We start from the raw sequence: 24,062 nt of genomic DNA, 5'->3' as shown, positions 1-24,062 counted from the left end.
TCGGCCCGGTCAGAGGGTCTGTGCGATGGCGCGGATGAAATCGCGGGAGTCGCGGGCCGGCAGTGCCAGGGACCGCAGCCGCTCCAGCAGGCCGCGGTAGCGGAGCAGCTTCATCTGCGAATCCAGCAACATCGATCCGTGGGAACTGTCCAGCTGTACGGTGTCCAGCTCGCTGATCGTGGCGGCCGCGTACGTGAAGGACTGGCCGGCGCCGGGGAACCCGCCGGCGGTGAACGGAATCACGCGCACGGTCGTACGCGCCCGCTCCGACTGCTCCAGTATGTGTTCGAGCTGAGCCCGGGCCACCCTCGGGCCGCCGAACTGCATGCGCAGCGCCGCCTCGTGCACGACCGCCTCGTACAGCGGCGGTGCCTCGCGCGCGAAGACCTGCTGGCGGTGCATCCGCAGGGCGAGCCGCGCCTGCAGGTCGGGTTCGGGCAGCGGCGGGTCGGCGGTGTCGAAGACGGCCCGCGCGTGCGCCTCGGTCTGCAGCAGCCCCGGTATGTGCGTGGTCACGGCGGTGTGCAACTCGACGGAGTGGTGCTCCAGTTCGCAGATGTCCAGGAGCGCGGGCGGCAGCATCCCCCGGTGCTGCTCCCACCAGCCCTTGTCGCGCTCCTGGGCCATCGAGGCGAGCAGGTCGACCAGCCCCGTGTCGGGGCAGTCGTAGTTGAAGGCGAGGGTGCGGACACGCTCGGCGCTGATCGCGATCCGGCCGGATTCGATGTTGGGGATCCGGGTGCGGTCCACTCCCATGAGCGCCGCCGCCTGTTGCACCGACATGCCCGACTGCTCGCGGAGTTTGCGCAGCTCGGAGCCCAGGCGCTGCTGGCGCGCGGTCGGCGTACTCCTCGGTGGCACAGGTCCCCTCTCCTCCGGCCGGGGCATGCGGGAGCGCCCTCGGGAGTCCGGAAATGGCATGAGAAATCGGCAAGTCGTCGTACAAGTAGTAGCACTGTGCACCACGTTGCGCTACGGTCGGTAGCGCAAGTCTCACACGGGGCGACCTCCAGCTCTTGTATGACCACACGGCCGTCCACGCATTCAGTACCTCAGAACCTTGGAGCAGCACGATGACGGGCACTCTCCGTGGCCTGCGGTCGGTCCACGAGTTCCGGCAGGCCCCGCCAGGGGCGGAGAAACTGAGCTACTCCATAGGCCTCCCGGGCGGCGCCCACTGTGCGGGCAGCGCCCGTGGCGCCCTGCGGTCCCTGCTCGACCGGCACGGACTGCCCGATCTGTGCGACAACGCGGCCCTCGCCGCCTCCGAACTGGTGGCCTGCGCCTATCGGTTCACGCCCGACAAAGAGATGGTGCTCAAGGTCCGCTGGCAGTTCGACGCGCTGCGGATCGTCGTCTTCGACCAGCACCCGGCACACTCCTCGCCCGAGGCGAGCGAGGAGTGCCGGCGCCGGCGCAGCCGCGGGATGTGGCTGCTCGCGGCGGTGGTCGAGTCCTGCGGCGGGGACTGGGGGCTCACTCCGGTGCTCACCCCGATGGGAGGCACCAAGTCATGGGCGTTACTGCCCATGCCGCGTTAGCCCCCGCCCCGCTCGGCCGCGCCGCTCGGCCGCTTCCGCTCACGCGCCCCTCGCCGCTCGGCCGCTTCCGCTCACGGGCCCCGCCCCGCTCGGCCGCTTCCGCTCACGCGCCCCTCGCCGCTCGGCCGCTTCCGCTCAGGCGCCCCGCCCGCCCGCCTCCGCTCACTCGTGCCACAGCGACCGGTGGACCTCCTCGGCCGTGGTCGGCCGCAGCCCGTCGTCGAGCAGCAGCCACCGCGTGATGCCGATCGATTCCAGGAACGGCACGTCATGGCTGGCCACCACGAGCGCTCCCTCGTAGGAATCCAGGGCGCCGGTCAACTGCCGTACGGATCCCAGGTCCAGGTTGTTCGTCGGCTCGTCCAGCATGAGCAGCTGCGGGGCCGGCTCCGCGAGCAGCAGCGCCGCCAGCGTCGCCCGGAACCGCTCGCCGCCCGACAGCGTGCCGGCCGGCCGGTCCGCCCGCGCACCCCGGAACAGGAAGTGTGCGAGCCGCGCCCTGATCAGGTTGTTCGTCGCGTGCGGAGCGAACCGCGCCACGTTCTCCACGACCGAGCGCTCGTCGTCCAGCACGTCGAGCCGCTGCGGCAGGAACCGGGCCGGGACATGGGTCACCGACTCGCCCGACAGCGGGGCCAGTTCCCCCGCGATCGTGCGCAGCAGGGTGGTCTTGCCCGAGCCGTTGGCCCCCACCAGCGCGATCCGCTCCGGACCGCGCAGCTCCCACTCGCCCGGGATCGCTGCGCCGTGGACCGGGTGCAACCCGCTCAGGGTGAACACGCGGCGGCCCGGCGGGACCTGGGTGGCGGGCAGTTTGATCCGGATCTCGGCGTCCTCGCGTACCGCCAACTCCGCCTGATCGAGGCGCTCCTCGGCCTCCGCCAGCTTCTCGGTGTGCATGATGCGGTGCTTGCCCGCCGACTCCTGTGCCGCGCGCTTGCGGGCACCCATGACGATCTTCGGCTCGCGTTTGGTGTCGAACATCTTCTGGCCGTACCGCTTGCGCCGGGCCAGTTTGGCGTGCGCCTGCGCCAGTTCGCGCTTCTGCCGCTGTACGTCGCCCTCCGCGACCCGGACCATCCGCTCGGCCGCCTCCTGTTCGGCCGCCAGCATCTCCTCGTACTGCGTGAAGTTGCCGCCGTACCAGCGGATTTCGCCCTCGTGCAGGTCGGCGATCTGGTCGACCCGGTCCAGCAGCTCCCGGTCGTGGCTGACCAGGAGCATCACCCCGGACCAGGATTCGACGGCCGCGTACAGCCGTCGCCGGGCCCGCAGGTCGAGATTGTTGGTGGGCTCGTCCAGCAGCAGGACGTCCGGACGGCTCAGCAGCAGAGCGGCCAGGCGGAGCAACACGCATTCCCCGCCCGACAGTTCGCCGGTGGTGCGGTCCAGGCCGATCCGGCCGAGCCCGAGCTGGTCGAGCGTGGCGAGGGCCCGCTCCTCCACGTCCCAGTCGTCGCCGACCGCCGCGAAGTTCGCCTCGGTCGCCTCGCCCGCCTCGATGGCGTGCAGGGCGGCCCGGGCGGTGCGGACGCCGAGCGCCTCGTCCACCCGTAGGGCGGTGTCGAACGTGACGGTCTGCGGAAGCTGGCCGACGGTGCCGGACACGGCCAACTGGCCTTCGTTCGCGGCCAGTTCCCCCGCGATGAGTTTCAACAGGGTGGACTTGCCGCAGCCGTTGCGCCCGATCAGGCCGGTACGGCCGGGGCCGACGGTCAACTGGAACCCCTCGAAGACGGGCGTTCCGTCGGGCCAGTCGAAGGACAGGTCGGAGCAGGTGATGAACGTGGGAGCAGGACTCATGGAGGCCTCCAGGTTGCGTGAGTGGTGAGTGCAACGCGGGGGAGACACAGTGGACCGCTGGTGAAGGCGGTGGGTCGGTGTCTCGGACCTCAGAGAAGCAACGTCCTGCTCCGTTTCGACGGCGATGGGGCGTCTACGAAGCTACGGTGCGGCCGGAGCCGCCGGCAAACGAATTAAGCGGGGCGTCAGCAGGAGCCGCGCATCAGCTCATCGAGGCTCTGGTCCATGTCGAGGTACAGGTGCTCCAGGCCGGGCGGCACGATCGTCGAGGCCCGCTCCAGGAAGCGGTGCAGCTCGGCCGTCACCATCAGTACGATCGCGACCCCCTCGGGGGCGTGGAACTCCACGCTGGTCCGGTCGGTGTCGTACGGGCGCACGCGCACGTCCCCGTAGCCGGAGGGGCGGCGCAGGCCGGACTCCAGCAGCTCCCGGGAGAACGTCCACGAGACCTCAATGCCCTCCAGGGTCGCGGGCGCGGGGAAGGCCATCCGGACGGCGAAGGGATCCGACCGGTCGTAGCAGAGAGTGACCGGTACGGTGTCGACCTTCGGTGCAGTGGCGACCAGTCGGGCCTGCACGGCCTGCTCGATGACAGTGATCAAGGCTCGCTCCCTTGCGGTGGATCTCGTGCCGGACCGCGGGGTGGGCGCCCGGCAACGGGATAGACGCGCGATGGGGCGGATCCGTGCACGCGACCTGGAGTGAGCTGTGTCACCGAATGGCCTGAACACGCCTGTGTGATCGCACAGGGTGACGGGTGGCACGGGCATCCGAGGCCTGTCCGCAGGCCCCGGAGCCCTCACAGTACGGCTGGTTCCCGCTCACTCCACAGGCCCAAAGCACGCTCCGGACCGCCCGCCGCGGCCCCGCCCGCACCCCGCTACACCACCGGGTTCTCCCGTACCGTCGCCAGGTCCGCGGAGGTCTTCGTCGCGAGGAACTCGGTGATGCGGTAGGAGCAGACGCCCGCCACCGTGAAGGGATCCTCGGCCGCGATCTTCTCGATCTCCTTGCGGGAGATCCCGCCGGCCAGGATCACGCCCCCGTCGCGCGGGACCTTGCGGCCCGAGGCGAGGAAGATGCCGGCGGCGTAGTAGCCGTCCAGCCAGGCGATGTGCGCGTCCATCTCCTCTTCGACGGCTTCGACGGGCGCGGTGTAGGTGAGCTCCATGACGAACATGATCGCCAGGCTACTCTCGCACCACTATGACGAGTGCGAAGATGCCCGCCGACGAGGCCGAGGCCAAGGCGATACAGGACGAACTGCGCGACCGGGTCGTCCTGGCCGAAACCGGACCCCCGCCCGGCGAGGGGCTGATCGCCGGTGTGGACGTGGCCTACGACGACGAGCGCGACCTGGTGGCCGCCGCGGCCGTCGTGCTGGACGCCGCCACCCTGAAGGTCGTCGAGGAGGCCACCTCCGTCGGCCGCGTCAGCTTCCCCTATGTCCCCGGCCTGCTCGCCTTCCGCGAGCTGCCGACCGTGCTCGCCGCACTGGAATCACTGACGGTCACGCCCGGCCTGGTCGTCTGCGACGGCTACGGGCTGGCCCACCCGCGCCGCTTCGGGCTCGCCTGCCACCTCGGGGTGGTCACCGGACTGCCCGCCATCGGCGTCGCGAAGAACCCGTTCGCCTTCACCTACGAGGAACCGGGCGCCCGGCGCGGGGACCTCTCCCCGCTCCGCGCACCCGGCGGCGAGGTCGTCGGGCGGGCGCTGCGCACGCAGGACGGGATCAAGCCCGTGTACGTATCGGTGGGCCACCGGGTCTCCCTGGACAACGCCTGCGCGCACGCCCTGGCGCTGAGCCCCCGCTTCCGGATCCCCGAGACCACGCGGCACGCCGACTCCCTGTGCCGGCGGGCCCTGCGCGAAGCCACCGCGTAGGGCCGTCCGCACGGGCGCCCAGGGCCTCAGCTGGAGGCCGCCACCCGGAAGCGGATGCCCGCGTGTCGGAGCCGGTCCAGCAGGGCGTCGCCCATCGCCACGGCGGTGGTCAGCTGGCCGGAGAGCTCGGGCAGGGCGTCGTAGGCGAGGCAGAGCGCGGACTCCGCGAACATCTTCGCGGTCTCCCCGTACCCCGGGTCGCCGCCCGAGACCTCGGTGAAGACCCGGCGGCCCCCGCCCTCGCCCACGAACCGCACGCTGAACCAGCTGCGCGCCCGCCGCTCCGCGTCCGGGCCCTGGCCCGGCTCCCAGCGGTCCGCGAGCCACTGGCGCACCGGCGGGATCTGCGCCAGGGCGGCCACCCCGCCGACCGCCGCCGTACCGCCCACCGCGACGGGCAGGTGCCGTACGGAGGCGTAGTGCCGGTAGCGGAAGTCCGGGCCGTACCGCTCCAGCGCCGCCGCCGAACGGGCCACGACCTGGACGTCCAGGACGGGCATCGGCAGGGCCCAGGTCCCGGTCTCCCGGCTGAACCGCGGTGCGCCCACGGGCACCCGTACCCGCCGGCCCAGCAGCCGGGGCTCGTGCATCCGGCGCGCGCGGGCGGCGGCAAGGTTCTGCGGCCCGCGTCCCAGTGCGGTGAGCACCGTGGTGAAGGTGCCGCCCGAGAACAGGGCGTTGGAGCGCACGAACGCGTCCACGGTCAGCGGGACCCCGGCCGGCAGCTGTGCGACCGTGAAGTACGCCCCGAGGTCGGCCGGGATCGAGTCGAAGCCGCAGGCGTGCACGATCCGGGCGCCGCTCTCGCGGGCCCGCGCGTCGTGCTCGACGTACATCCGGTCCACGAACTCCGGCTCGCCGGTCAGGTCCAGGTAGTCGGTGCCCGCCGCGGCGCAGGCGGCCACCAGCGGGGCCCCGTACCAGACGTACGGCCCCACGGTCGTGGCCAGCACCCGGGTGGAGGCGGCCAGTTCGCGCGTCGCGGCGGCGTCCTGGGCGTCGGCGCGCAGCAGCGGCAGGTCCGCGCAGCGCGGGTCGAGGGCGGTCAGCCGTTCGCGCAGCCGCTCCAGCTTCGCGAGGTCCCGCCCGGCGAGGGCCCAGCGGCAGTCCGCGGGGGCGTTCGCCGCGAGGTACTCGGCGGTCAGCGCACCCACGAATCCGGTCGCTCCGAAGAGCACGAGGTCGTACTCCCGTTCCGCGGTGCGCGGTTCGTGCCGGACAGCTGCGTTCATCGGGAGCCTCCCAGACGGTGTCGGTGGTGGCTGAGGCTAGCGGGTGGACGTCCCGCGCCGGACAGCGCCTCCGGCCCGTCACGGCCTAGCTTGGGTAGGGACGGTCCGCGCGAGCGGGTGCGGCCCGCTACGAGTGGAGGTTCCCGTGAAGGCTGGGGTACGCAGGTGGGAGGCGGTCCGGGAGTTCGCCCTGGGGCTGCCGCAGGCGCGCGAGGAGTTCCCCTGGGGTCCCGAGGACTGCGTCGTGAAGGTCAACAAGAAGATCTTCGTCTTCCTCGGGAACAGCGACGGCCCGTCGCCCGGGATCTCCGTGAAGCTCAAGGACGAGGCGCTGCACGGTCACGCCATGACCGCGCCCGGCGCGGAGCCGACCGGATACGGGCTGGGGAAGGCCGGCTGGGTCTCCGTGCCGCTGGGGGAGAAGGGGGCGCCCTCCGCCGAGGTGCTGTGCGAATGGGTGGAGGAGAGCTACCGGACCGTCGCGCTGAAGCGGGACCTCAAGGAGCTCGACGCGCGGGGAAACGGACCAACCGGCCAAGCGGCTAAGCGCTTGCTCTTGTGCTGAGTGGGACAGGTTCCTAGCATCACTGGTGTTACATCAGTTGTGTCACACAGTGGCGGCAGTGGTGCCACCGGATGCTGGGGGCTCGATGGCAGTGACAGGGAACGTGACGGGAAGCGTGCCCGCGAGCGGCGGGGGCCCGCTGGCGGGCGTGCGCGTCGTCGAGCTGGCAGGCATCGGGCCGGGCCCGTTCGCCGCGATGCTCCTCGCCGATCTCGGGGCCGACGTGGTGCGGGTGGACCGCCCCGGCGGCGGCGGACTGGCCGTGAACCCGGCCTACGACATCACCAACCGCAACAAGCGCTCCGTCCTCGTCGACCTGAAGTCCGCCGACGGCCCGGCCCGCGTGCTGGACCTGGTCGAGCGCGCCGACGTGCTCATCGAGGGCTTCCGCCCCGGGGTCGCCGAACGCCTCGGCGTGGGCCCGGCCGACTGCCACGCCCGCAACCCCCGGCTCGTCTACGGCCGGATGACCGGCTGGGGCCAGGACGGCCCGCTCGCCCACACCGCCGGGCACGACATCGCGTACATCGCCGTCACCGGCGCCCTCGGCATGATCGGCAACCCGGGCGAACCCCCGGCCGTCCCCGCCAACCTGGTCGGCGACTACGCGGGCGGTTCGCTCTACCTCGTCATCGGCGTCCTCGCCGCCCTCCAGCACGCCCGGACCCCCGGCGGCACCGGCCAGGTCGTCGACGCGGCCATCGTCGACGGCACCGCCCACCTCACCGCCATGATCCACGGGATGATGGCGGCCGGCGGCTGGCAGGACCGGCGCGGGGCCAACCTCCTCGACGGCGGCTGCCCCTTCTACGGCAGCTACGAGACCTCCGACGGCGGCCACATGGCCGTCGGCGCGCTGGAGCAGCAGTTCTACGACACCTTCGTGGAGCTCCTCGGCATCAAGGACCAGGCCCCCGCCCGCAAGGACCTGGCCCGCTGGGGCGAGCTCCGCGAGGCCGTTGCCGCGCGCTTCAAGTCCCGTACCCGCGAGGAGTGGACGGCCGTCTTCGCGGGCACCGACGCCTGCGTGGCGCCCGTACTCTCCCTGCGCGAGGCCCCGCACCACCCGCACCTGGCCGCCCGCGGCACCTTCGTCGAGGCCGCCGGGATCACCCAGCCCGCCCCCGCCCCCCGCTTCTCCGCGACCCCGGCCACCGTGGTGGGCGGGCCCGCGCTGCCGGGCGCGCACACGGAGTCGGTGGCGGCCGACTGGGGCGTCCCGGGGCTGCTCGGCAAGGAGTCCGACGCCTGATGGAACTCTCGATGATGCTCGACTACTCCGCGGACCCGCGCCGCGCCGCCGACGCGGCGGCGGAGCTGGAGGCGGCCGGGCTCGACGCCGTCTGGGTGGCCGAGGCCTGGGGCTTCGACGCCCCGACGATCATGGGGTACCTGGCTGCCCGGACCGAGCGGATGAAGATCGGCTCGGCCATCCTCAACGTCTACTCGCGCACCCCCGCCCTCATCGCCCAGACGGCGGCGGGCCTGGACGCGATGTCCGGCGGCCGGGCCATGCTCGGCCTGGGGGCCTCGGGCCCACAGGTGGTCGAGGGCTGGCACGGCAAGCCGTACGACAAGCCCATCGGCCGGACCCGCGAGACCGTCGAGCTGTGCCGCCGCATCTGGCGCCGCGAGACCATCGACCACCACGGCATCACCGACATGCCCCTCCCGCCCGAGAAGGGCGGCCGGCACGGCAAGCCGCTGAAGATGCTGACCCGGCCGGTCCGCGCGGACATCCCCGTCTACGTGGCCTCGCTGGGCCCGGCCAACGTGCGGATGACGGCGGAGATCGCCGACGGCTGGCTGCCCACGCTCTTCGTGCCGGAGAAGGCCGATGCGGTGTGGGGGAGCGCGCTCGCCGCGGGCGCGGCCCTGCGCGCGCCCGAACTCGGCCCGCTCCAGGTCGCGGCCGGCGGACTGCTCGCCATCGGCGAGGACGCCGCAGCCGTACGGGACCTCGCGCGGCCGCAGATCGCCCTGTACGTCGGCGGCATGGGCGCGGTCGGCAAGAACTTCTACAACGACCTGGCCGTCGCCTACGGATACGAGGAGGAGGCCCGGAAGATCCAGGAGCTCTACCTCTCGGGCCACAAGCGCGATGCCGCGGCCGCCGTACCGGACGAGCTGTGCGAGCTCACCACGCTGTGCGGGCCCGAGGGCTACGTACGCGAGCGCGTCGAGGCCTTCCGGGCCGCCGGGGTGACCATGCTCAACGTCACGCCCGTGGGCCCCGAGCCGGCCCGGCTCATCGAAACCGTCAAGAACTGGATCTAAGGGGTCCCGCCGCATGAAACGCCAGCTCTTCGACGCCGACCACGAGGCGTTCCGCGAGACCGTCCGCACCTTCCTCACCAAGGAGGTGCTGCCGCACTACGAGCAGTGGGAGAAGGACGGGATCGTCAGCCGCGAGGCCTGGCGGGCCGCCGGCCGGCAGGGCCTGCTGGGGTTGGCCGTCCCGGAGGAGTACGGGGGCGGCGGGAACACCGACTTCCGGTACGCGGCGGTGATCGCCGAGGAGTTCACCCGGGCGGGCGCCGCCGGACTCGCCATCGGCCTGCACAACGACATCATCGGGCCCTACCTGACCTCGCTGGCCACCGAGGAGCAGAAGCGCCGCTGGCTGCCCGGCTTCTGCTCCGGCGAGATCATCACCGCCATCGCGATGACCGAACCGGGCGCGGGCTCCGACCTCCAGGGCATCCGAACCACCGCCGAGGAGGCGGGCGACCACTGGGTGCTCAACGGCTCCAAGACCTTCATCTCCAACGGCATCCTCGCCGACCTGGTGATCGTCGTCGCGAAGACCACCCCCGAGGGCGGGGCGCACGGCATGTCCCTGCTGGTCGTGGAGCGCGGCACCGAGGGCTTCGAGCGCGGCCGCAACCTCGACAAGATCGGCCAGAAGGCGCAGGACACCGCCGAGCTGTTCTTCAACGACGTCCGCGTCCCCAAGGAGAACCTGCTCGGCGAGCTGAACGGTGCCTTCGTCCACCTGATGACCAACCTCGCGCAGGAGCGGATGGGCATCGCGATGGCCGGCATCGCCGCCGCCGAGTACCTGCTGGAGATCACCACGCAGTACGTGAAGGAGCGCGAGGCCTTCGGGCGGCCGCTCTCCAAGCTCCAGCACATCCGCTTCGAGATCGCCGAGATGGCCACCGAGTGCGCGGTCACCCGTACCTTCCTCGACCGCTGCATCACCGACCACTCCAACGGGGAACTGGACCACGTCCACGCCTCGATGGCCAAGTGGTGGGCCACCGAACTCCAGAAGCGGGTCGCCGACCGCTGCCTGCAACTGCACGGCGGATACGGATACATGACCGAGTACCGGGTCGCGCGGGCCTTCACCGACGGCCGCATCCAGACCATCTACGGCGGCACGACCGAGATCATGAAGGAGATCATCGGCCGTTCCCTGCTGGCCTGACCCCGCACCGACTTCCCTCCCTGACCCCGCACCGACTTCCCTCCCTGCCTCCGCACCCCCGAAAGGCTTGACCAGTGAGCACCGAAGCGTACGTATACGACGCGATCCGCACGCCGCGCGGACGGGGCAAGGCCAATGGCTCCCTGCACGGCACCAAGCCGATCGACCTGGTCGTCGGCCTCATCCACGCCCTGCGCGAGCGCAACCCCGGCCTGGACCCCGCCACCATCGACGACATCGTGCTCGGCGTCGTCAGCCCGGTCGGCGACCAGGGCTCCGACATCGCCCGGATCGCGGCGATCGCCGCCGGGCTGCCGGACACCGTCGCGGGCGTCCAGGAGAACCGCTTCTGTGCCTCCGGCCTCGAAGCCGTCAACATGGCCGCCGCGAAGGTCCGTTCCGGCTGGGAGGACCTGGTCCTCGCGGGCGGCGTGGAGTCCATGTCCCGCGTCCCGATGGCCTCGGACGGCGGAGCCTGGTTCAACGACCCGATGACCGGCTGGGACACCGACTTCGTCCCGCAGGGCATCGGCGCCGACCTGATCGCCACGATCGAGGGATTCTCCCGGCGCGACGTGGACGAGTACGCCGCCCTGTCCCAGGAGCGGGCCGCCGCCGCCATCAAGGACGGCCGCTTCGCCAAGTCGGTCGTCCCGGTCACCGACCGCAACGGCCTGGTGGTCCTGGACCACGACGAGTTCGTCCGCCCCGGCACCACCGCCGACACCCTCGCCCGGCTGAAGCCCTCCTTCGCCGACATCGGCGAGCTCGGCGGCTTCGACGCCGTCGCCCTGCAGAAGTACCACTGGGTCGAGAAGATCGACCACGTCCACCACGCGGGCAACTCCTCCGGCATCGTCGACGGCGCCTCCCTCGTCGCCATCGGCTCCCGCGAGGCGGGCGAGCGCAACGGTCTGACGCCCCGTGCACGGATCGTCTCGGCCGCCGTCTCCGGCTCCGAGCCCACCATCATGCTCACCGGCCCCGCCCCGGCCACCCGCAAGGCCCTCGCCAAGGCCGGCCTGACCATCGACGACATCGACCTGATCGAGATCAACGAGGCCTTCGCCGGCGTCGTGCTCCGCTTCGTCAAGGACATGGGCGTCTCCCTGGACAAGGTCAACGTCAACGGCGGCGCCATCGCGCTCGGCCACCCGCTCGGCGCCACCGGCGCGATGATCCTCGGCACCGTCGTCGACGAACTGGAGCGCCAGGACAAGCGCTACGGCCTCGTCACCCTCTGCGTCGGCGGCGGCATGGGCGTCGCCACCATCGTCGAACGCCTCTGAATCCCGTCCTGCATCCCCGCCCCCCGGACCTTCCGAAACGAAAGCAGTGACCATGAGCGAGTCCACCACGATCCGCTGGGAACAGGACGAGACCGGCGTCGTCACCCTGGTCCTCGACGACCCCAACCAGTCCGCCAACACGATGAACCAGGCCTTCAAGGACTCGATCGCGGCGATCGCGGACCGCGCCGAGGCCGAGAAGGACTCCATCCGCGGCATCATCTTCGCCTCCGCCAAGAAGACCTTCTTCGCGGGCGGCGACCTGAAGGACATGATCCAGCTGCGCCCCGAGCACGCGCAGCTGGCCTTCGACACCGGCACCGCCATCAAGGCCTCGCTGCGCCGCATCGAGACCCTCGGCAAGCCCGTCGTCGCCGCCATCAACGGCACCGCCCTCGGCGGCGGTTACGAGATCTGCCTGGCCTCCCACCACCGCGTGGCCCTCGACGCGCCCGGCTCCAAGATCGGTCTGCCCGAGGTCACCCTCGGCCTGCTCCCGGCCGGTGGCGGCGTCACCCGCACCGTCCGCCTGATGGGCATCGCCGACGCGCTGCTGAAGGTGCTGCTCCAGGGGACCCAGTACAGCCCCCAGCGCGCCCTCGACAACGGACTGGTGCACGAACTCGCCGCCACGCCCGAGGAGATGCTCGCCAAGGCGCACGCCTTCATCGACGCGAACCCGGAGTCGAAGCAGCCGTGGGACGTGCCCGGCTACAAGATCCCGGGCGGTACGCCGTCCAACCCGCGGTTCGCCGCCAACCTCCCGGCCTTCCCGGCCAACTTGAAGAAGCAGCTGAACGGGGCCCCGTACCCGGCGCCGCGCAACATCCTGGCCTGCGCCGTGGAAGGCGCCCAGGTGGACTTCGAGACGGCACTGACCATCGAGGCCCGCTACTTCACCGAGCTGGTCACCGGACAGACCGCCAAGAACATGATCCAGGCGTTCTTCTTCGACCTCCAGGCCGTCAACGCCGGCCGCAGCCGCCCGCAGGGTGTGGCCCCCCGCAAGGTCACCAAGGTGGCCGTCCTCGGCGCCGGCATGATGGGCGCGGGCATCGCCTACTCCTGCGCCCGCGCGGGCATCGAGGTGGTGCTGAAGGACGTCACCCCCGAGGCCGCCGCCAAGGGCAAGGCGTACTCCGAGAAGCTGCTCGACAAGGCCCTGTCCCGGGGCCGCACGACCGAGGCCAAGCGCGCCGAGCTGCTCGCCCGGATCACCCCGACCGCCGAGCCCGCCGACCTCGCCGGCTGCGACGCCGTCATCGAGGCCGTCTTCGAGGACACCGCCCTGAAGCACAAGGTGTTCCAGGAGATCCAGGAGTTCCTCACCCCCGACGCCCTGCTCTGCTCCAACACCTCCACGCTGCCCATCACGGGCCTCGCGGAAGGGGTTTCGCGGCCCGCCGACTTCATCGGACTGCACTTCTTCTCGCCCGTGGACAAGATGCCGCTGGTCGAGATCATCAAGGGCGAGCGCACCGGCGACGAGGCCATCGCCCGCGCCTTCGACCTCGTACGGCAGATCAACAAGACCCCGATCGTGGTCAACGACTCGCGCGGCTTCTTCACCTCGCGGGTCATCGGCCAGTTCATCAACGAGGGCGTCGCCATGGTCGGCGAGGGCATCGAGCCCGCCTCCATCGAGCAGGCCGCGGCCCAGGCCGGATACCCGGCCAAGGTGCTCTCCCTGATGGACGAGCTGACCCTCACGCTGCCCCGCAAGATCCGCAACGAGACCCGCAAGGCCTTCGAGGCCGAGGGCCGGGACTGGCCGGAGCACCCGGCCGACACCGTCATCGACCGGATGGTCGACGAGTTCGGGCGCCCCGGGCGCAGCGGGGGCGGCGGGTTCTACGCGTACGACGAGAACGGCAAGCGCGCCGGGATCTGGCCGGGGCTGCGCGAGCACTTCACCAAGGAGGGGTACCAGATCCCCTTCGAGGACATGAAGGAGCGGATGCTCTTCTCCGAGGCGCTGGACACCGTCCGCTGCTTCGACGAGGGGGTCCTGACCTCGTACGCCGACGCCAACATCGGTTCCATCATGGGCATCGGCTTCCCGGCCTGGACCGGTGGCGTGATCCAGTACGTCAACGGCTACGAGGGCGGCCTCGCGGGCTTCGTGGCCCGCTCCCGCGAGCTGGCCGAGAAGTACGGCGAACGCTTCACCCCGCCCGCCTCCCTGGTGGCGAAGGCCGAGCGGGGAGAGACCTACGCCGACTGAGCGGTGACCGGCGCGAGGTCCCGGGGCGCCGCGTGCCCCGGGACCTCATGTGCGGGTACGGGACGGGTCAGGCGGCGCCGCGCGCGGGGCCGCGCAGCGTCGCGAACGTGCCCCGGTGCGCGGAGCCGTCCGGGGTGCTCCACCCGGCGGTGATCCGGCCGGTGACGCCGGCCGCGATGCAGGCGTCCTCCCGCGCGTCCTCGGGCCGCAGGACGCGCGTCACGCTCAGCACCGGCGGGGTCCCGGGGGTCCCGGGGGTCCCGGCCGCCCGGGCTCCCACTACGACGACATCCGTGCCCCGCGCGGTGTCGGAGGTGTCCAGCCCCTCGCGGGAGAGCACGGTCGCGATCTCCGGTCCGGCTCCGGCGAACAGCGCCGTGACGGAGGGGTCGGGCACATCGCTGTCGCACTGGTCCTGCGCCACCGCGCGGCCCTGGATCAGGGCGAGCAACTGGCCCACGAGCACCGGGTCGTGGGCGCCGTCGTAGACCCACCGGGTGCCGAGCACCCCGTGTTCCGAGGTGCCCACCAGAGCGGCTTCTGCGCCGTCGAGCGGGGCATCGCGGTAGGTGAGGGGCACGAGGTAGGAGGTCTCCCGGCCACCCGAGGTGTCGGTGAGCACCATGAACTCGATGCCGACCGCACCCTCGGGGTCGTCGAGCCGGAACCCGCCCGAGCGGTCGAGCTCGGGGGCGTGTCCGGTGGACGCGTACCACGGCCGCGTCGGAAGCCAGGCAGTCAGAAGCTCCGTCTTACCGGGCTTCAAGGTGGTCTTGTAGATCATCGCCATGGCCAGAACCTACCCGTCCCTGCCCGGAGTGGGCCGCTCCGGCTCAGGGCAGCGTCCAGAACACCTCCGTCACGAGGTAGAAGACGACGACCCAGAACACGGTCAGCGCTGCGACGATGCCGCCGCCGGTGAGGTTGCTCCTGGTGGTCGATTCGTTCGGCGGGGGCCGCAGCCACCGCCTGAGCAGCCGGTTCACATAGTGGGGCATCGTGAAGAAGCTCATGATGAAGCTCGACAGCAGGTTGCCCACGAGCAGCCCGAACCAGAACGGCATGCCCAGCGGATGGAGGGCGAGGGACAGCAGCACGACGGTCGGGTACAGGCCGACCCAGACCGCGATGGCGGTCTTGGTCTCCGAGGGCGGCGGCGCCTCCTTGCCGTTCTCCTCGAAGGCGAACCAACTGCCGAACGAGTTGTCGATCGTGCGCATTCTGAAGTCGTCGAACTTCTCCCCTTCGGCGAGCATCTCCCGCCGCTTCGCCGACGTCAGCCAGGCATCCAGGTGCTCGGCGTTGTCATAGCGGTACAGGGTGGTCCACTCGTCCTGGACGCCTTCGACGGGGCGGAATATCTCCGTGCCGCGAAACCCCTCGAACTTGCCTTCCTCCTGGCTCATGTGGTCTTGCCATACCAGGAAGTCGTCGACGTTGTCCGGGTGGACGCGGTGGCTCACCACCACGGTCACGAGCGGGTCCGTCGGCTGCGTGCCGCCGCTGATCACCTGCTGGGTGGCGGGACCGTCGAAGTAGTGCGCGCCGACGTCCAGGAGCCGCTGCCTGGTCGCGCCGTTCATCCACGCCTGCAGATGGGCGACCGAGTCGAACCGGTAGACGATCACCCAGTCGGGCTGCAGGGCCGTCGGCTTGGTCACCTCGGCGCCGAGGTGACCGGCGTAACGGGCGGCGGCGGTGTTGACCTCCTCCTGCCATTTCTCGTACGCCCGCTCCATGCCGGGGCGGACCTTCCGGCCGATGATGACCGTCGCCCCGGCGTCCGTCTGCCCTTTGGCCGTCATCGCCGCATCCCCGTCCGCGCCGACCGGCTCTCCACGAGCCGGTCGTAGATCCGTTCCGGGGTGAGGGGCAGCTCGCGGTAGCGGATGCCCGTGGCATCGCGGAGCGCGTTCGCCAGGGCCGGGGCCACCGGGTTGATGCAGCACTCCGCCATCCCCTTCGACCGCATGGCACCGACGGAGTCCGACGAGCCCACCAGGAGCACGTCGGTGCGGGGCACGTCGGCGTAGGTGGGGATGCGGTAGTTGCGGAGGTTCGGGTTGGCCATGACGCCCTCCGCGTCGACCTGGAAGTTCTCGGTCAGCGCGAATCCGATGCCCTGGGCGACGCCGCCTTCCACCTGTCCCCGTACCTGTTCCGGGTTGATGAGCACGCCGGCGTCGGTCGCCTGGACGCTGTACAGGACACGGATCTCACCCGTCAGCGGGTGGACGGCGACGCGGAAGCCCTGGGTGTTGGAGGTGATGCTGCGGGGCGAGCCGTACGCCCTGCGGGCGGCCGTGAAGCGGATGCCGCGGGCCCGGGCCTTGGCGACGAGCGTGGCCAGCGAGACGCTCTCGTCCCCGCACACGACGTTGTCGTCGTCCATCGAGCACATCACCACGTGGACTCCCGTGTAGGTGGCGGCGAAGTCCAGGATGCGGTCGCGCACCGCGTTGGCCGCCCGGAGGACCGCGTTGCCGGCCACGAAGAGTCCGGCGCTCGCGAAGGCGCCGGTGTCGAATCCCGTGCGGTCGGTGTCGGACTGCACCAGGCGGATCCGCGACGGGGTCGTACCCAGCTGGTTGGCCGCGATCTGGACGTGCGCGGTCGACGTGCCCTCCCCGAACTCGACGGTGCCGACGGCCAGCTCGTACACGAGGTCGTCGCCGAGCGTGAGCCAGGCCTCGGAGACGTGTTCGGTCGGGGGCGCGGTCTCGTGCATGGAGCTGGCGACACCGACCCCGACGAGCCATCCGGGGCCGGGGGAGGGCTGGTCGGACGTACGGGCCAGCTCGCCGGCCACGAGGTCGATGCACTTGCCGAGCCCGTCCTCGTGGAACTCCACGTCGTCGGGCCCGTCGTGCAGGGCGACGAGCGGCTCGCCCGGGCGCACGATGTTGCGGCGTCGCAATTCGAGCGGATCCATGTGCAGGGCGAGGGCCAGTTCGTCCATCGCCGATTCCACGGCGAAGGCCGGCTGGGTCATTCCGTAGCCGCGCAGGGCGCCGCTCGGAACGGTGTTCGTGTAGACGGAGAAGGCGTCGTACTTCTTGTTGGGGCAGCGGTAGATCATGACGGCGGCACCGCCCGCGTACAGGGTCTCGCCGCCGTGGTTGCCGTAGGCGCCCGTGTTGGACAGGTTGCGGACCTGGAAGGCGGTCAGAGTGCCGTCGGCCTTCGCGCCGAGCTTGACCGTCAGCTTCATCGGATGCCGGGGCGAAGCCGTGGTGAACTCCTCCTCGCGCGTGTACTCGAAACAGACGGGCCGCCCGGTGTCGAGGGTCGCGAGCGCCGCCAGGTCCTCCGAGATGACCTCCTGCTTGCCGCCGAAACCGCCGCCGACGCGCTTGCAGAACACGCGGAGCTGGTCCGGGCGCAGCGCGAACAGGTAGGCCAGTTTGACCTTCGCGATCGACGGAGACTGGGAACTGGTGCGGACGTTCAGCCGCCCGTCCTCCATCCATGCGATCGAGCCGTGCGTCTCCAGGTGCGCGTGCTGCACGCGCGGTGAGGAGTACGTGCCCTCGTGGATCACGTCGGCCGCGGCGAAGCCCGCGTCGACATCACCGATGTGCGAGTGGATCTCCAGCAGCAGGTTGTGGACGTAGTCGCGGGCGAACGGGTCCTCCGAGCCGTGCAGTTGCGGCGCTCCGTCTGCCATGGCCTCCTCGGGGTCGAAGACCGCCGGCAGCACCTCGTACTCCACGGCCACCTTCCGGCAGCCCTCTTCGGCCGCCCCGACCGTGTCGGCGAGCACTGCGACGACACGCTGGCCGACGAAGCGGACCGTGTGGTCGAGGATGTACGTGTCGTCCGGATCGACGAGGTGGTCGGTGTGGATCGCCGTGGTGAAGCGCCTGCGCGGCACGTCCTCCCAGGTGTAGACGCGCTGGACGCCGGGGACCGCGAGCGCGGCGGTCTTGTCGATCGAGAGGATGCGGGCGTGCGCGTGGGGCGAGCGCAGCACCTTGAGGTGCAGCATGCCCTCCATGCGGGTATCCATGGTGAATTCGGCGCGACCGGTCACCACGTCGTCGGCCGCCGGCGCGCCGACGCTCGTTCCCACGGCCCGTCCCGGCCTGGCCGTCTGCACGCTCGCGACGCCCTTCACCGCGTCCTCGATCGCCCGGTAGCCGGTGCAACGGCAGAGATTGCCCTTCAACGCCCTGGGCAGGTCCGCCTTCTGGGCCTCGGTGAACGTCGCCGAGGTCATGATCATCCCGGCGGTGCAGAAACCGCACTGGAACCCCGGGGCGTCCCGGAACCGGCGCTGCGCGGGATGCAGGTCCCCGGGTGATCCGAGGCCCTCGATCGTCGTCACCTCATGGCCTTCCGCGCGGAAGGCGGGTGTGATGCAGCTGTGGACCGGGGCGCCGTCCAGCCACACGGTGCACGCGCCGCAGTCGCCGGAGTCGCAACCCTTCTTGACGCCGAAGTGACCGAGCGCGCGCAGGAACGTACGCAGACACTGGCCGGGGCCCGGTTCCTCGGAGAAGCTCCTGCCGTTCACGGTGTAGGTCATGCCGGGCCCCCAGCATTGAGTTCGTGGCGGATCTCTTCGGCGAAGTGCAGGGTCAGGTGGTGGCGGTGGTCCGGGGTTCCGTTGGGGTCGGCGAACCAGACGTCGGCGGGGATGGCGTTGACGGCCTGCTGCACCGTGCGGGCATCGGCCGCGGCGTCGAAAGCCAGGCGCACCGGGCGTGTGGTGCCGGCGGTGACGGTGAGCAGCAGGTCGTTCGCTCCCGGCGGTCGCGTACCGACGAGGAAGACCGTCGATCGGCCGAGGCGGGTCAGCGTGAAGAGGCGGTGCGCGGTGCGCTTGCGCAGGGCGCGTGCCGGAATGCGGATGCGCCGCAGGATTTCCCCGGGAGCGAGGACGTTCCGGTTGTTCCCGGTCACGAAGTCGAGGGCGTCCACGGTGCGCACCGAACCGTCGGGGGCCCACAGCTCGTACTGGGCCTCGAGCGCGACCGTCAGCGTGATCATGGGCGCTGCCGGCAGAGACAGGCAGATGTTTCCGCCGACGGTCGCGGCGTTCCAGACCTTGAACGAGGACAAGAACGCTTCGCAGCTCTGCGCGATGAGGGGGCCCGCGATCCAGTCGGCCGGCGGCCTGAATGCGTACAGGTCCCGGATGGTGCACGTGGCCCCGATCTCGAGGCCGGTTTCGCTCGGCACGAGGGGATCCCAGCCCAGGGCCGTCAGGTCGACCAGGCGGCGCAGGTCCGGCTGCTCGGCGGAGAACAGCCACGTCCCTCCCGCGAGCCACGCATCGCCCTCGCGCCAGTCGGCGCCCGGCCGGTCGGACGGTTGCCGGACGACTTCGCTGATGGTGTTGAGGTCCATGGAGCACCTGCCCGTTACGTGCAGGGGTGGCCGCCTTCGAGCGGCAGAATCCGCTGGGGCCGCAGGGGCCGACCCGCTCGGAGCAGGAGCCGGCGGGCGCAAAGATTCCCTTCCAGCGTACTGAGAACGGGCCCGCCCCGCCAAAGCAGGGCTTCGGACCGCGGCTATGGCCCGCCGGGTGTCTCGTCGGACACGAAGGCCGCCCGCAATTCCTCCTTCAGTGAGCGCTGGAAAGCGGTCACCAGGGCCTGCACCACCATCGGCTGCATGTGCGCGGACAGCGCCTTCATCGACTCCACCCGCTCCGGGTCGCTCTCGCCCTCCGTGAACGGCCCCCACACCTCGTCCCGGAACAGCGCGGTCAGCTGGTGCGCCGCCGTCCGGGCGTGTCCGAGCAGCACCTCGCGCGCGACCAGGATCGTCTCGTGGGCGATCGGCACGTCGAGCAGCGCGACCCCGAGCCGCAGCAGCCCCATGTCCACCCGGAAGCCCTCCGGGGTCGGCGCCAGCACGTTCATGGCCGTCAGCCGCCGGATGTCGGTCTCCGTCAGGGAGCGCCCGGCCCGCTTCTCCAGCTCCGCGCGCGAGGAGTCCAGCGCCGCGTCCGGGGCCCAGGTCGCCACCAGCGCGCGGTGGATGGCCAGATCGTGCGCGCTCAGATCGTCGGGCAGAGCCTCGAGGTAGCGCTCGATGGCGGAGAGGGTCATGCCCTGGTGCTGCAACTCCTCGATGAGGGCGAGGCGGGACAGGTGTTCCGGGCCGTACCGGCCAACCCGACGGGGTCCGATCACGGGAGGGGGCAAAAGTCCGCGGGTGCTGTAGAACCGTACGGTGCGGACGGTCACACCCGCCCTGGCCGCCAGTTCGTCGACGGTCAGCGACGCCGGCTCCGGTGCCTGGGTGGTCATGGGCTCTCCGCCTTGCTCTCTGATCAGCGCGTCTCTAGACCGCACAGCTGAAGTTCGCCACCGTTCGTGTTCAACAGTATTGCTGTCGCACCAACGATGTGAAACGGCCAGGAGCTGCCCATGCCCACGAAACTGCGACTGCCCGCACCTCCCGAAGAGCTCACCCTGCCCGCCCTGCTGGCGCGCAACGCCGCCGAGCACGGCGCCCTTCCCGCCCTCTCGTGGCGCGAGGGCGACGGCTGGACCACCCTCAGCTGGTCGGACGTCCGCCGCAAGGTGGCCGTCCTCGCCGCCGGTTACGCCTCCCTGGGCGTCGAACGCGGCGAGCACGTCCTGCTGATGATGGGCAACCGCCCTGAGCACTGGCTCAGCGACCTCGCCCTCGTCCACCTCGGCGCCGTCCCCGTCACCGTGTACGGGACCTCCGCGCCCGAGCAGATAGCCCACATAGCCCGCCACAGCCGGGCCCGGCTCGCCGTGGTGGAGGGAGCCCGGGAGCTGGCCCGGTGGGAGCCGCTGCTGGCCGACCCCGGGACCCCGCTGGAACGGCTCGTCGTGGCCGAGGCCGCCGAAGCCGGCCCGCACTCGACCTACGGGTCGGTGTACGCCGGCGGCGCCCGGCTGCACCGCTCCGAGGCCTTCGAGAAGGCCTGGCGGGAGTCCCGCTCCGAGGACCCGCTGACCGTCGTCTACACCTCGGGCACCACCGGCGACCCCAAGGGGGTGCGCCTGACCCACCGCAACATCGTGCTCCAGTCCGTCCGCCTCGACCGGCACATCGAGCTGCCCGAGCACGCCGAGCACCTCTGCTACCTGCCCTTCGCGCACATCGCCGAGCGGATCCTCGGCATCTACCTCCCGCTCCTGAGGGCCGCACACGTCCGGCTGTGCGCCGACCCGGCCGCCGTGGCGGTCGCGGTGCGCGAGCTGCACCCCGTGCAGTTCTTCGGCGTGCCCCGGGTGTGGGAGAAGCTGGCCGCCTCCGTACGGGCGGTGCTCGGACGGCTTCCCGAGGAGCAGCGCCGCGCCATCGAAGCCGCCAACGACCTGGCACGCGAGCGGGCGGGGCACCGGGAGCGCGGCGAGGAGGTCCCGGCCGCGCTCGAAGCCTCGTACGCCGGGGCCAAGGAGCGGGTGCTGGACCCGCTGCTGACGCTGGCCGGGATGGACCGCCTGATCTGGACGGCCAGTGCCACCGCGCCGATGCCGATCGACGTGGTGCGCTTCTGGGCGGGCTGGGGGATCACGATCATGGACGCCTGGGGGCTGACCGAGACCTCCGGCGTGTGCACGGTCAACACCCCGGACGGCTTCCGGCTGGGCTCCGTAGGACGCCCGATCCAGGGGCTGGAGCTGCGGATCGCCGAGGACGGGGAGATCCTCACACGGGGAGAGACGGTCTTCGGCGGCTACCTCCTCCCGGACGGCTCCGTGGAGAGCGCCTGCGACGGGGCGGGCTGGTTCCCCACGGGGGACATCGGGCGGCTCGACGAGGCGGGGTTCCTCTGGCTGACCGACCGCAAGAAGGAACTGATCATCACCTCGAACGGGAAGAACGTCTCGCCCGCCCTGGTGGAGAACACCGTCAAGGAACACCCGCTGATCGGGCAGGCACTGGTGCACGGGGACGGCCACTCCTACCTCGTCGCCCTCCTCGTCCTGGACCCCGAACTGGCCCCGGCGTGGGCCGAGGCCCACGGCATCGAGGCCGCCACGCCCGCGGAGCTCGCCGCGCACCCGGCCGTACGGGAGGAGATCGCCCGGGCCGTCGAAGCCGCCAACGCACGGCTCAACCGCACCGAGCAGATCAAGCGCTACCGGCTGCTGACCGAGGAGTGGGGCCCGGAGTCGGGGGAGCTGACCCCGTCCCTGAAGCTGCGCCGCAGGGTGATCCGGGAGAAGTACGCGGAGCTGATCGACGGGCTGTACGCGGAGCCGCGGTCCGAGTCGCAGCCCGACTCACAGCCCGACTCGCAGCCCGACTCGCACTCCGGACCGCACGAAGCTTCGTAGAAAGATCCGTCACACGAACGGCCCTGCCCGGTGAGCGGAAGATCACTCACCGGGCAAGGGTGAAGGAATGTGCATATGCCCTGAATTCGCCACGCCGCCCGGCAAGGGCGGCTGATCGCCCGTGGGTGTGCTGCAAGACCACCCCGAACTCGCCCTGTTCCTCTGCCTGGCGGCCGGATATCTCGTCGGCAAGATACGCGTCGGCCCGATCACCCTCGGCGGCATCTGCGGCACGCTGATCGTGTCGCTGCTGCTCGGCGCCTGGGCCAAGATCGAGATCGACGCCGATGTGAAGACGATCTTCTTCGCGCTCTTCATCTTCGCCCTCGGCTACATGGCCGGTCCGCAGTTCTTCGCCAACCTCAACCGCAAGAGCATGCGCTTCTTCGCGCTCTGCTTCATCGAGCTCGTCAGCGTGCTCGGCCTCGCCTACCTGCTGGCCAAGGCCTTCGACCTCGACGTCGGCACCGCCTCCGGCATCCTCGCCGGCGCGGCCACCGAATCCGCCGTGGTCGGCACCGCCACCGAGGCGATCGGCAAGCTCCCTGACCTGACCGCGGAGCAGATCTCCACCTACCAGGGCCACGTGGCCACCGCGTACACGGTCTGCTACCTCTTCGGCCTGGTCACCATCGTCATCTACACCAGCCAGATCATGCCGATGCTGCTCCGCATCAACCTGGCGGACGCCTCGCGCGAGCTGTGGGAGAAGATGCGCGGCGGCGGCTCCGGCGGCCTGGAGAGCGACGAGCGCCAGGCCATGCCCGGCCTGGTCGGACGCACCCACCTGGTCACCCTCGCCGACGGCCGCACCGTCGGGAACCTGGAGGCGGCCTTCGACGGCGGCGTCACCGTGGAGGCCGTCCGGCGCGGCTCCAAGGACCTCACCCCCGCCCCGGACCTCGAGCTCGTCCTCTCCGACCTCGTCCTCGTCGTCGGCCGGCGCTCCGAGGCCATCGCGGCCGGCCGGGCCATCGGCCCGGAGACCCCCGGCATCCCGGGGGTGGACACCCCGCTGGCCACCCGGCAGGTCGCCATGACCGACAAGTCGGTCGCCGGCAAGTCGCTGGAAGAGATCCGCACCACCCACAAGGAGTTCGGGCGCAGCGGCGTGTACGTGACCGACGTGCTCCGCGGCGAGCAGCACCTGCCCGCCAACCCGGACACCGTCGTCGAGCGCGGTGACGTCGTCACCCTCGTGGGTGCCCGCTCGGGCCTGAACCGGATCGTGGAGAAGATCGGCACGGTGGCCAAGAACGACGCCACCGACTTCATCTACCTCGGCCTGGGCATCGCGGTCGGCTCGCTCATCGGGCAGATCGTGGTCCGCGCCGGCGGGGTCCCGCTCTCGCTCGGCACCGGCGGCGGCTGCCTGATCTCGGGTCTGCTCTTCGGCTGGTTCCGCTCCCGCAGGCAGACCTTCGGCGCCTTCCCGCCGCAAGCCGCCACCACCATCAAGGACATGGGGCTCGCGGTCTTCATCGCCTGCACCGGGCTGACCTCGGGCCCGCAGGCCTGGCCGCTGCTCAAGGAGTACGGGGCCCTGCTGCCGTTCGCCGGGATCGCCATGGTCCTCGTACCGGCCACGATCTCGCTGGTCGTCGGGCGCAAGCTCCTGAAGATCGAGAAGCCGTTGCTGATCGGTGCCATCGCCGGACAGCAGTGCTCCACGCCGGCCATCACCTCGGTCACGCAAGTGGCACAGAGCTCGGTGCCGATGCTCGGCTACACGATCACCTACGCGCTGTCCAACTTCCTGCTCCCACTCACAGGGCCGATCCTCGTCGGGATCCTGGGCGCCTGACGCCCCCGTCC

Annotated in this window: 20 protein-coding genes; 10 read left to right on the top strand and 10 right to left on the bottom strand. The window is 71.1% G+C overall.

Going from position 1 to position 24,062, the window contains the following annotated elements; all coding sequences use genetic code 11:
- Nucleotides 1-9: 9 nt before the first annotated feature.
- On the bottom strand, nucleotides 10-861 hold the full coding sequence (locus tag ACFWBW_RS13760; RefSeq protein ID WP_385371608.1) for a helix-turn-helix domain-containing protein: 852 nt from the start codon (nucleotides 859-861) through the stop codon (nucleotides 10-12).
- 212 nt (nucleotides 862-1,073) lie between these two features.
- Between ACFWBW_RS13760 and ACFWBW_RS13755 the strand changes: the two genes are divergently transcribed.
- Nucleotides 1,074-1,541 (top strand): ATP-binding protein, encoded by a 468-nt coding sequence (locus tag ACFWBW_RS13755; RefSeq protein WP_385371605.1) that lies wholly within the window; start codon nucleotides 1,074-1,076, stop codon nucleotides 1,539-1,541.
- Nucleotides 1,542-1,703: 162 nt separating this feature from the next.
- Here the strand turns inward: ACFWBW_RS13755 and ACFWBW_RS13750 are convergent, their stop codons facing one another.
- The 3 genes from ACFWBW_RS13750 to ACFWBW_RS13740 all read right to left on the bottom strand — a co-directional run bounded on the left by ACFWBW_RS13750 (nucleotide 1,704) and on the right by ACFWBW_RS13740 (nucleotide 4,524).
- Entirely contained in the window at nucleotides 1,704-3,344 is a 1,641-nt protein-coding gene (locus tag ACFWBW_RS13750) for an ABC-F family ATP-binding cassette domain-containing protein (protein ID WP_385371602.1), read from the bottom strand.
- A gap of 185 nt (nucleotides 3,345-3,529) precedes the next feature.
- Nucleotides 3,530-3,946 carry an SsgA family sporulation/cell division regulator gene (locus tag ACFWBW_RS13745; protein WP_385371599.1) on the bottom strand — a complete coding sequence of 139 codons (417 nt, stop codon included), beginning with the start codon at nucleotides 3,944-3,946 and terminating at the stop codon, nucleotides 3,530-3,532.
- A gap of 278 nt (nucleotides 3,947-4,224) precedes the next feature.
- A complete protein-coding gene (locus ACFWBW_RS13740; protein WP_385371597.1) occupies nucleotides 4,225-4,524 on the bottom strand; it encodes a YciI family protein in 300 nt (99 codons plus the stop codon).
- 26 nt (nucleotides 4,525-4,550) lie between these two features.
- Here ACFWBW_RS13740 and ACFWBW_RS13735 point away from each other — a divergent pair, with 26 nt between their 5' ends.
- On the top strand, nucleotides 4,551-5,231 hold the full coding sequence (locus tag ACFWBW_RS13735; RefSeq protein ID WP_385371595.1) for an endonuclease V: 681 nt from the start codon (nucleotides 4,551-4,553) through the stop codon (nucleotides 5,229-5,231).
- A 26-nt stretch (nucleotides 5,232-5,257) separates the two neighbouring features.
- Here the strand turns inward: ACFWBW_RS13735 and ACFWBW_RS13730 are convergent, their stop codons facing one another.
- Nucleotides 5,258-6,463, bottom strand: a complete 1,206-nt coding sequence (locus ACFWBW_RS13730) for a saccharopine dehydrogenase family protein (RefSeq protein ID WP_385371592.1) — start codon at nucleotides 6,461-6,463, stop codon at nucleotides 5,258-5,260.
- Between the two features lie 133 nt (nucleotides 6,464-6,596).
- On the opposite strand from ACFWBW_RS13730, the gene ACFWBW_RS13725 reads away from it, so the two are divergent.
- The 6 genes from ACFWBW_RS13725 (at nucleotide 6,597) to ACFWBW_RS13700 (ending at nucleotide 13,974) form a co-directional block, all read left to right on the top strand.
- Nucleotides 6,597-7,028, top strand: a complete 432-nt coding sequence (locus ACFWBW_RS13725) for an MmcQ/YjbR family DNA-binding protein (RefSeq protein WP_385371589.1) — start codon at nucleotides 6,597-6,599, stop codon at nucleotides 7,026-7,028.
- Between the two features lie 85 nt (nucleotides 7,029-7,113).
- Nucleotides 7,114-8,280: a CaiB/BaiF CoA transferase family protein gene (locus tag ACFWBW_RS13720; RefSeq protein WP_385371586.1), complete on the top strand. Its 1,167-nt coding sequence runs from the start codon at nucleotides 7,114-7,116 to the stop codon at nucleotides 8,278-8,280.
- On the top strand, nucleotides 8,280-9,305 hold the full coding sequence (locus ACFWBW_RS13715) for an LLM class F420-dependent oxidoreductase (protein WP_385371583.1): 1,026 nt from the start codon (nucleotides 8,280-8,282) through the stop codon (nucleotides 9,303-9,305). The genes ACFWBW_RS13720 and ACFWBW_RS13715 overlap by 1 nt, the downstream gene beginning before the upstream one ends.
- 13 nt (nucleotides 9,306-9,318) lie before the next feature.
- Entirely contained in the window at nucleotides 9,319-10,461 is a 1,143-nt protein-coding gene (locus tag ACFWBW_RS13710; protein ID WP_385371580.1) for an acyl-CoA dehydrogenase family protein, read from the top strand.
- A 74-nt stretch (nucleotides 10,462-10,535) separates the two neighbouring features.
- Complete coding sequence (locus ACFWBW_RS13705) at nucleotides 10,536-11,750, top strand: acetyl-CoA C-acetyltransferase (protein WP_385371577.1); 1,215 nt, start codon at nucleotides 10,536-10,538, stop codon at nucleotides 11,748-11,750.
- 52 nt (nucleotides 11,751-11,802) lie between these two features.
- Nucleotides 11,803-13,974 carry a 3-hydroxyacyl-CoA dehydrogenase NAD-binding domain-containing protein gene (locus tag ACFWBW_RS13700; protein ID WP_385371574.1) on the top strand — a complete coding sequence of 724 codons (2,172 nt, stop codon included), beginning with the start codon at nucleotides 11,803-11,805 and terminating at the stop codon, nucleotides 13,972-13,974.
- A 67-nt stretch (nucleotides 13,975-14,041) separates the two neighbouring features.
- Here the strand turns inward: ACFWBW_RS13700 and ACFWBW_RS13695 are convergent, their stop codons facing one another.
- The 5 genes from ACFWBW_RS13695 to ACFWBW_RS13675 all read right to left on the bottom strand — a co-directional run bounded on the left by ACFWBW_RS13695 (nucleotide 14,042) and on the right by ACFWBW_RS13675 (nucleotide 20,234).
- The gene (locus ACFWBW_RS13695) at nucleotides 14,042-14,764 is read right to left on the bottom strand and encodes a 1,4-alpha-glucan branching protein (RefSeq protein WP_385371571.1); all 723 of its coding nucleotides are present in this window, start codon (nucleotides 14,762-14,764) and stop codon (nucleotides 14,042-14,044) included.
- Nucleotides 14,765-14,807: 43 nt separating this feature from the next.
- Nucleotides 14,808-15,779, bottom strand: coding sequence for an antibiotic biosynthesis monooxygenase (locus ACFWBW_RS13690; RefSeq protein WP_385371568.1), 972 nt, complete (start codon nucleotides 15,777-15,779; stop codon nucleotides 14,808-14,810).
- Entirely contained in the window at nucleotides 15,776-18,502 is a 2,727-nt protein-coding gene (locus ACFWBW_RS13685; protein WP_385371565.1) for a molybdopterin-dependent oxidoreductase, read from the bottom strand. The genes ACFWBW_RS13690 and ACFWBW_RS13685 overlap by 4 nt, the downstream gene beginning before the upstream one ends.
- Entirely contained in the window at nucleotides 18,499-19,326 is an 828-nt protein-coding gene (locus ACFWBW_RS13680; protein ID WP_385371562.1) for an FAD binding domain-containing protein, read from the bottom strand. Before ACFWBW_RS13680 ends, ACFWBW_RS13685 begins: the two co-directional genes overlap by 4 nt.
- Before the next feature lie 164 nt (nucleotides 19,327-19,490).
- Entirely contained in the window at nucleotides 19,491-20,234 is a 744-nt protein-coding gene (locus ACFWBW_RS13675) for a MerR family transcriptional regulator (RefSeq protein ID WP_385371559.1), read from the bottom strand.
- A gap of 120 nt (nucleotides 20,235-20,354) precedes the next feature.
- Here ACFWBW_RS13675 and ACFWBW_RS13670 point away from each other — a divergent pair, with 120 nt between their 5' ends.
- Entirely contained in the window at nucleotides 20,355-22,247 is a 1,893-nt protein-coding gene (locus tag ACFWBW_RS13670; RefSeq protein WP_385371556.1) for an AMP-dependent synthetase/ligase, read from the top strand.
- Between the two features lie 121 nt (nucleotides 22,248-22,368).
- The gene (gene aspT, locus ACFWBW_RS13665; RefSeq protein ID WP_385371553.1) at nucleotides 22,369-24,051 is read left to right on the top strand and encodes an aspartate-alanine antiporter; all 1,683 of its coding nucleotides are present in this window, start codon (nucleotides 22,369-22,371) and stop codon (nucleotides 24,049-24,051) included.
- Nucleotides 24,052-24,062 lie beyond the last annotated feature (11 nt).

The sequence above is a fragment of the Streptomyces sp. NPDC059957 genome (assembly GCF_042730015.1).
Taxonomy (GTDB): Bacteria; Actinomycetota; Actinomycetes; order Streptomycetales; family Streptomycetaceae; genus Streptomyces.
The sequence above is the reverse complement of the archived record's forward strand: the minus strand, read 5'-3'. Positions and strand labels throughout refer to the sequence as shown.

What these genes read in the sequence shown, in the direction of transcription:
- ACFWBW_RS13675 (WP_385371559.1), bottom strand. Translation starts at nt 20,234, where the DNA reads ATGACCACCCAGGCACCGGAGCCGGCGTCGCTGACCGTCGACGAACTG.
- ACFWBW_RS13710 (WP_385371580.1), top strand. Translation starts at nt 9,319, where the DNA reads ATGAAACGCCAGCTCTTCGACGCCGACCACGAGGCGTTCCGCGAGACC.
- ACFWBW_RS13695 (WP_385371571.1), bottom strand. Translation starts at nt 14,764, where the DNA reads ATGGCGATGATCTACAAGACCACCTTGAAGCCCGGTAAGACGGAGCTT.
- ACFWBW_RS13720 (WP_385371586.1), top strand. Translation starts at nt 7,114, where the DNA reads ATGGCAGTGACAGGGAACGTGACGGGAAGCGTGCCCGCGAGCGGCGGG.
- ACFWBW_RS13755 (WP_385371605.1), top strand. Translation starts at nt 1,074, where the DNA reads ATGACGGGCACTCTCCGTGGCCTGCGGTCGGTCCACGAGTTCCGGCAG.
- ACFWBW_RS13750 (WP_385371602.1), bottom strand. Translation starts at nt 3,344, where the DNA reads ATGAGTCCTGCTCCCACGTTCATCACCTGCTCCGACCTGTCCTTCGAC.
- ACFWBW_RS13670 (WP_385371556.1), top strand. Translation starts at nt 20,355, where the DNA reads ATGCCCACGAAACTGCGACTGCCCGCACCTCCCGAAGAGCTCACCCTG.
- ACFWBW_RS13735 (WP_385371595.1), top strand. Translation starts at nt 4,551, where the DNA reads ATGACGAGTGCGAAGATGCCCGCCGACGAGGCCGAGGCCAAGGCGATA.
- ACFWBW_RS13715 (WP_385371583.1), top strand. Translation starts at nt 8,280, where the DNA reads ATGGAACTCTCGATGATGCTCGACTACTCCGCGGACCCGCGCCGCGCC.
- ACFWBW_RS13680 (WP_385371562.1), bottom strand. Translation starts at nt 19,326, where the DNA reads ATGGACCTCAACACCATCAGCGAAGTCGTCCGGCAACCGTCCGACCGG.
- ACFWBW_RS13685 (WP_385371565.1), bottom strand. Translation starts at nt 18,502, where the DNA reads ATGACCTACACCGTGAACGGCAGGAGCTTCTCCGAGGAACCGGGCCCC.
- ACFWBW_RS13700 (WP_385371574.1), top strand. Translation starts at nt 11,803, where the DNA reads ATGAGCGAGTCCACCACGATCCGCTGGGAACAGGACGAGACCGGCGTC.
- ACFWBW_RS13740 (WP_385371597.1), bottom strand. Translation starts at nt 4,524, where the DNA reads ATGTTCGTCATGGAGCTCACCTACACCGCGCCCGTCGAAGCCGTCGAA.
- ACFWBW_RS13730 (WP_385371592.1), bottom strand. Translation starts at nt 6,463, where the DNA reads ATGAACGCAGCTGTCCGGCACGAACCGCGCACCGCGGAACGGGAGTAC.
- ACFWBW_RS13690 (WP_385371568.1), bottom strand. Translation starts at nt 15,779, where the DNA reads ATGACGGCCAAAGGGCAGACGGACGCCGGGGCGACGGTCATCATCGGC.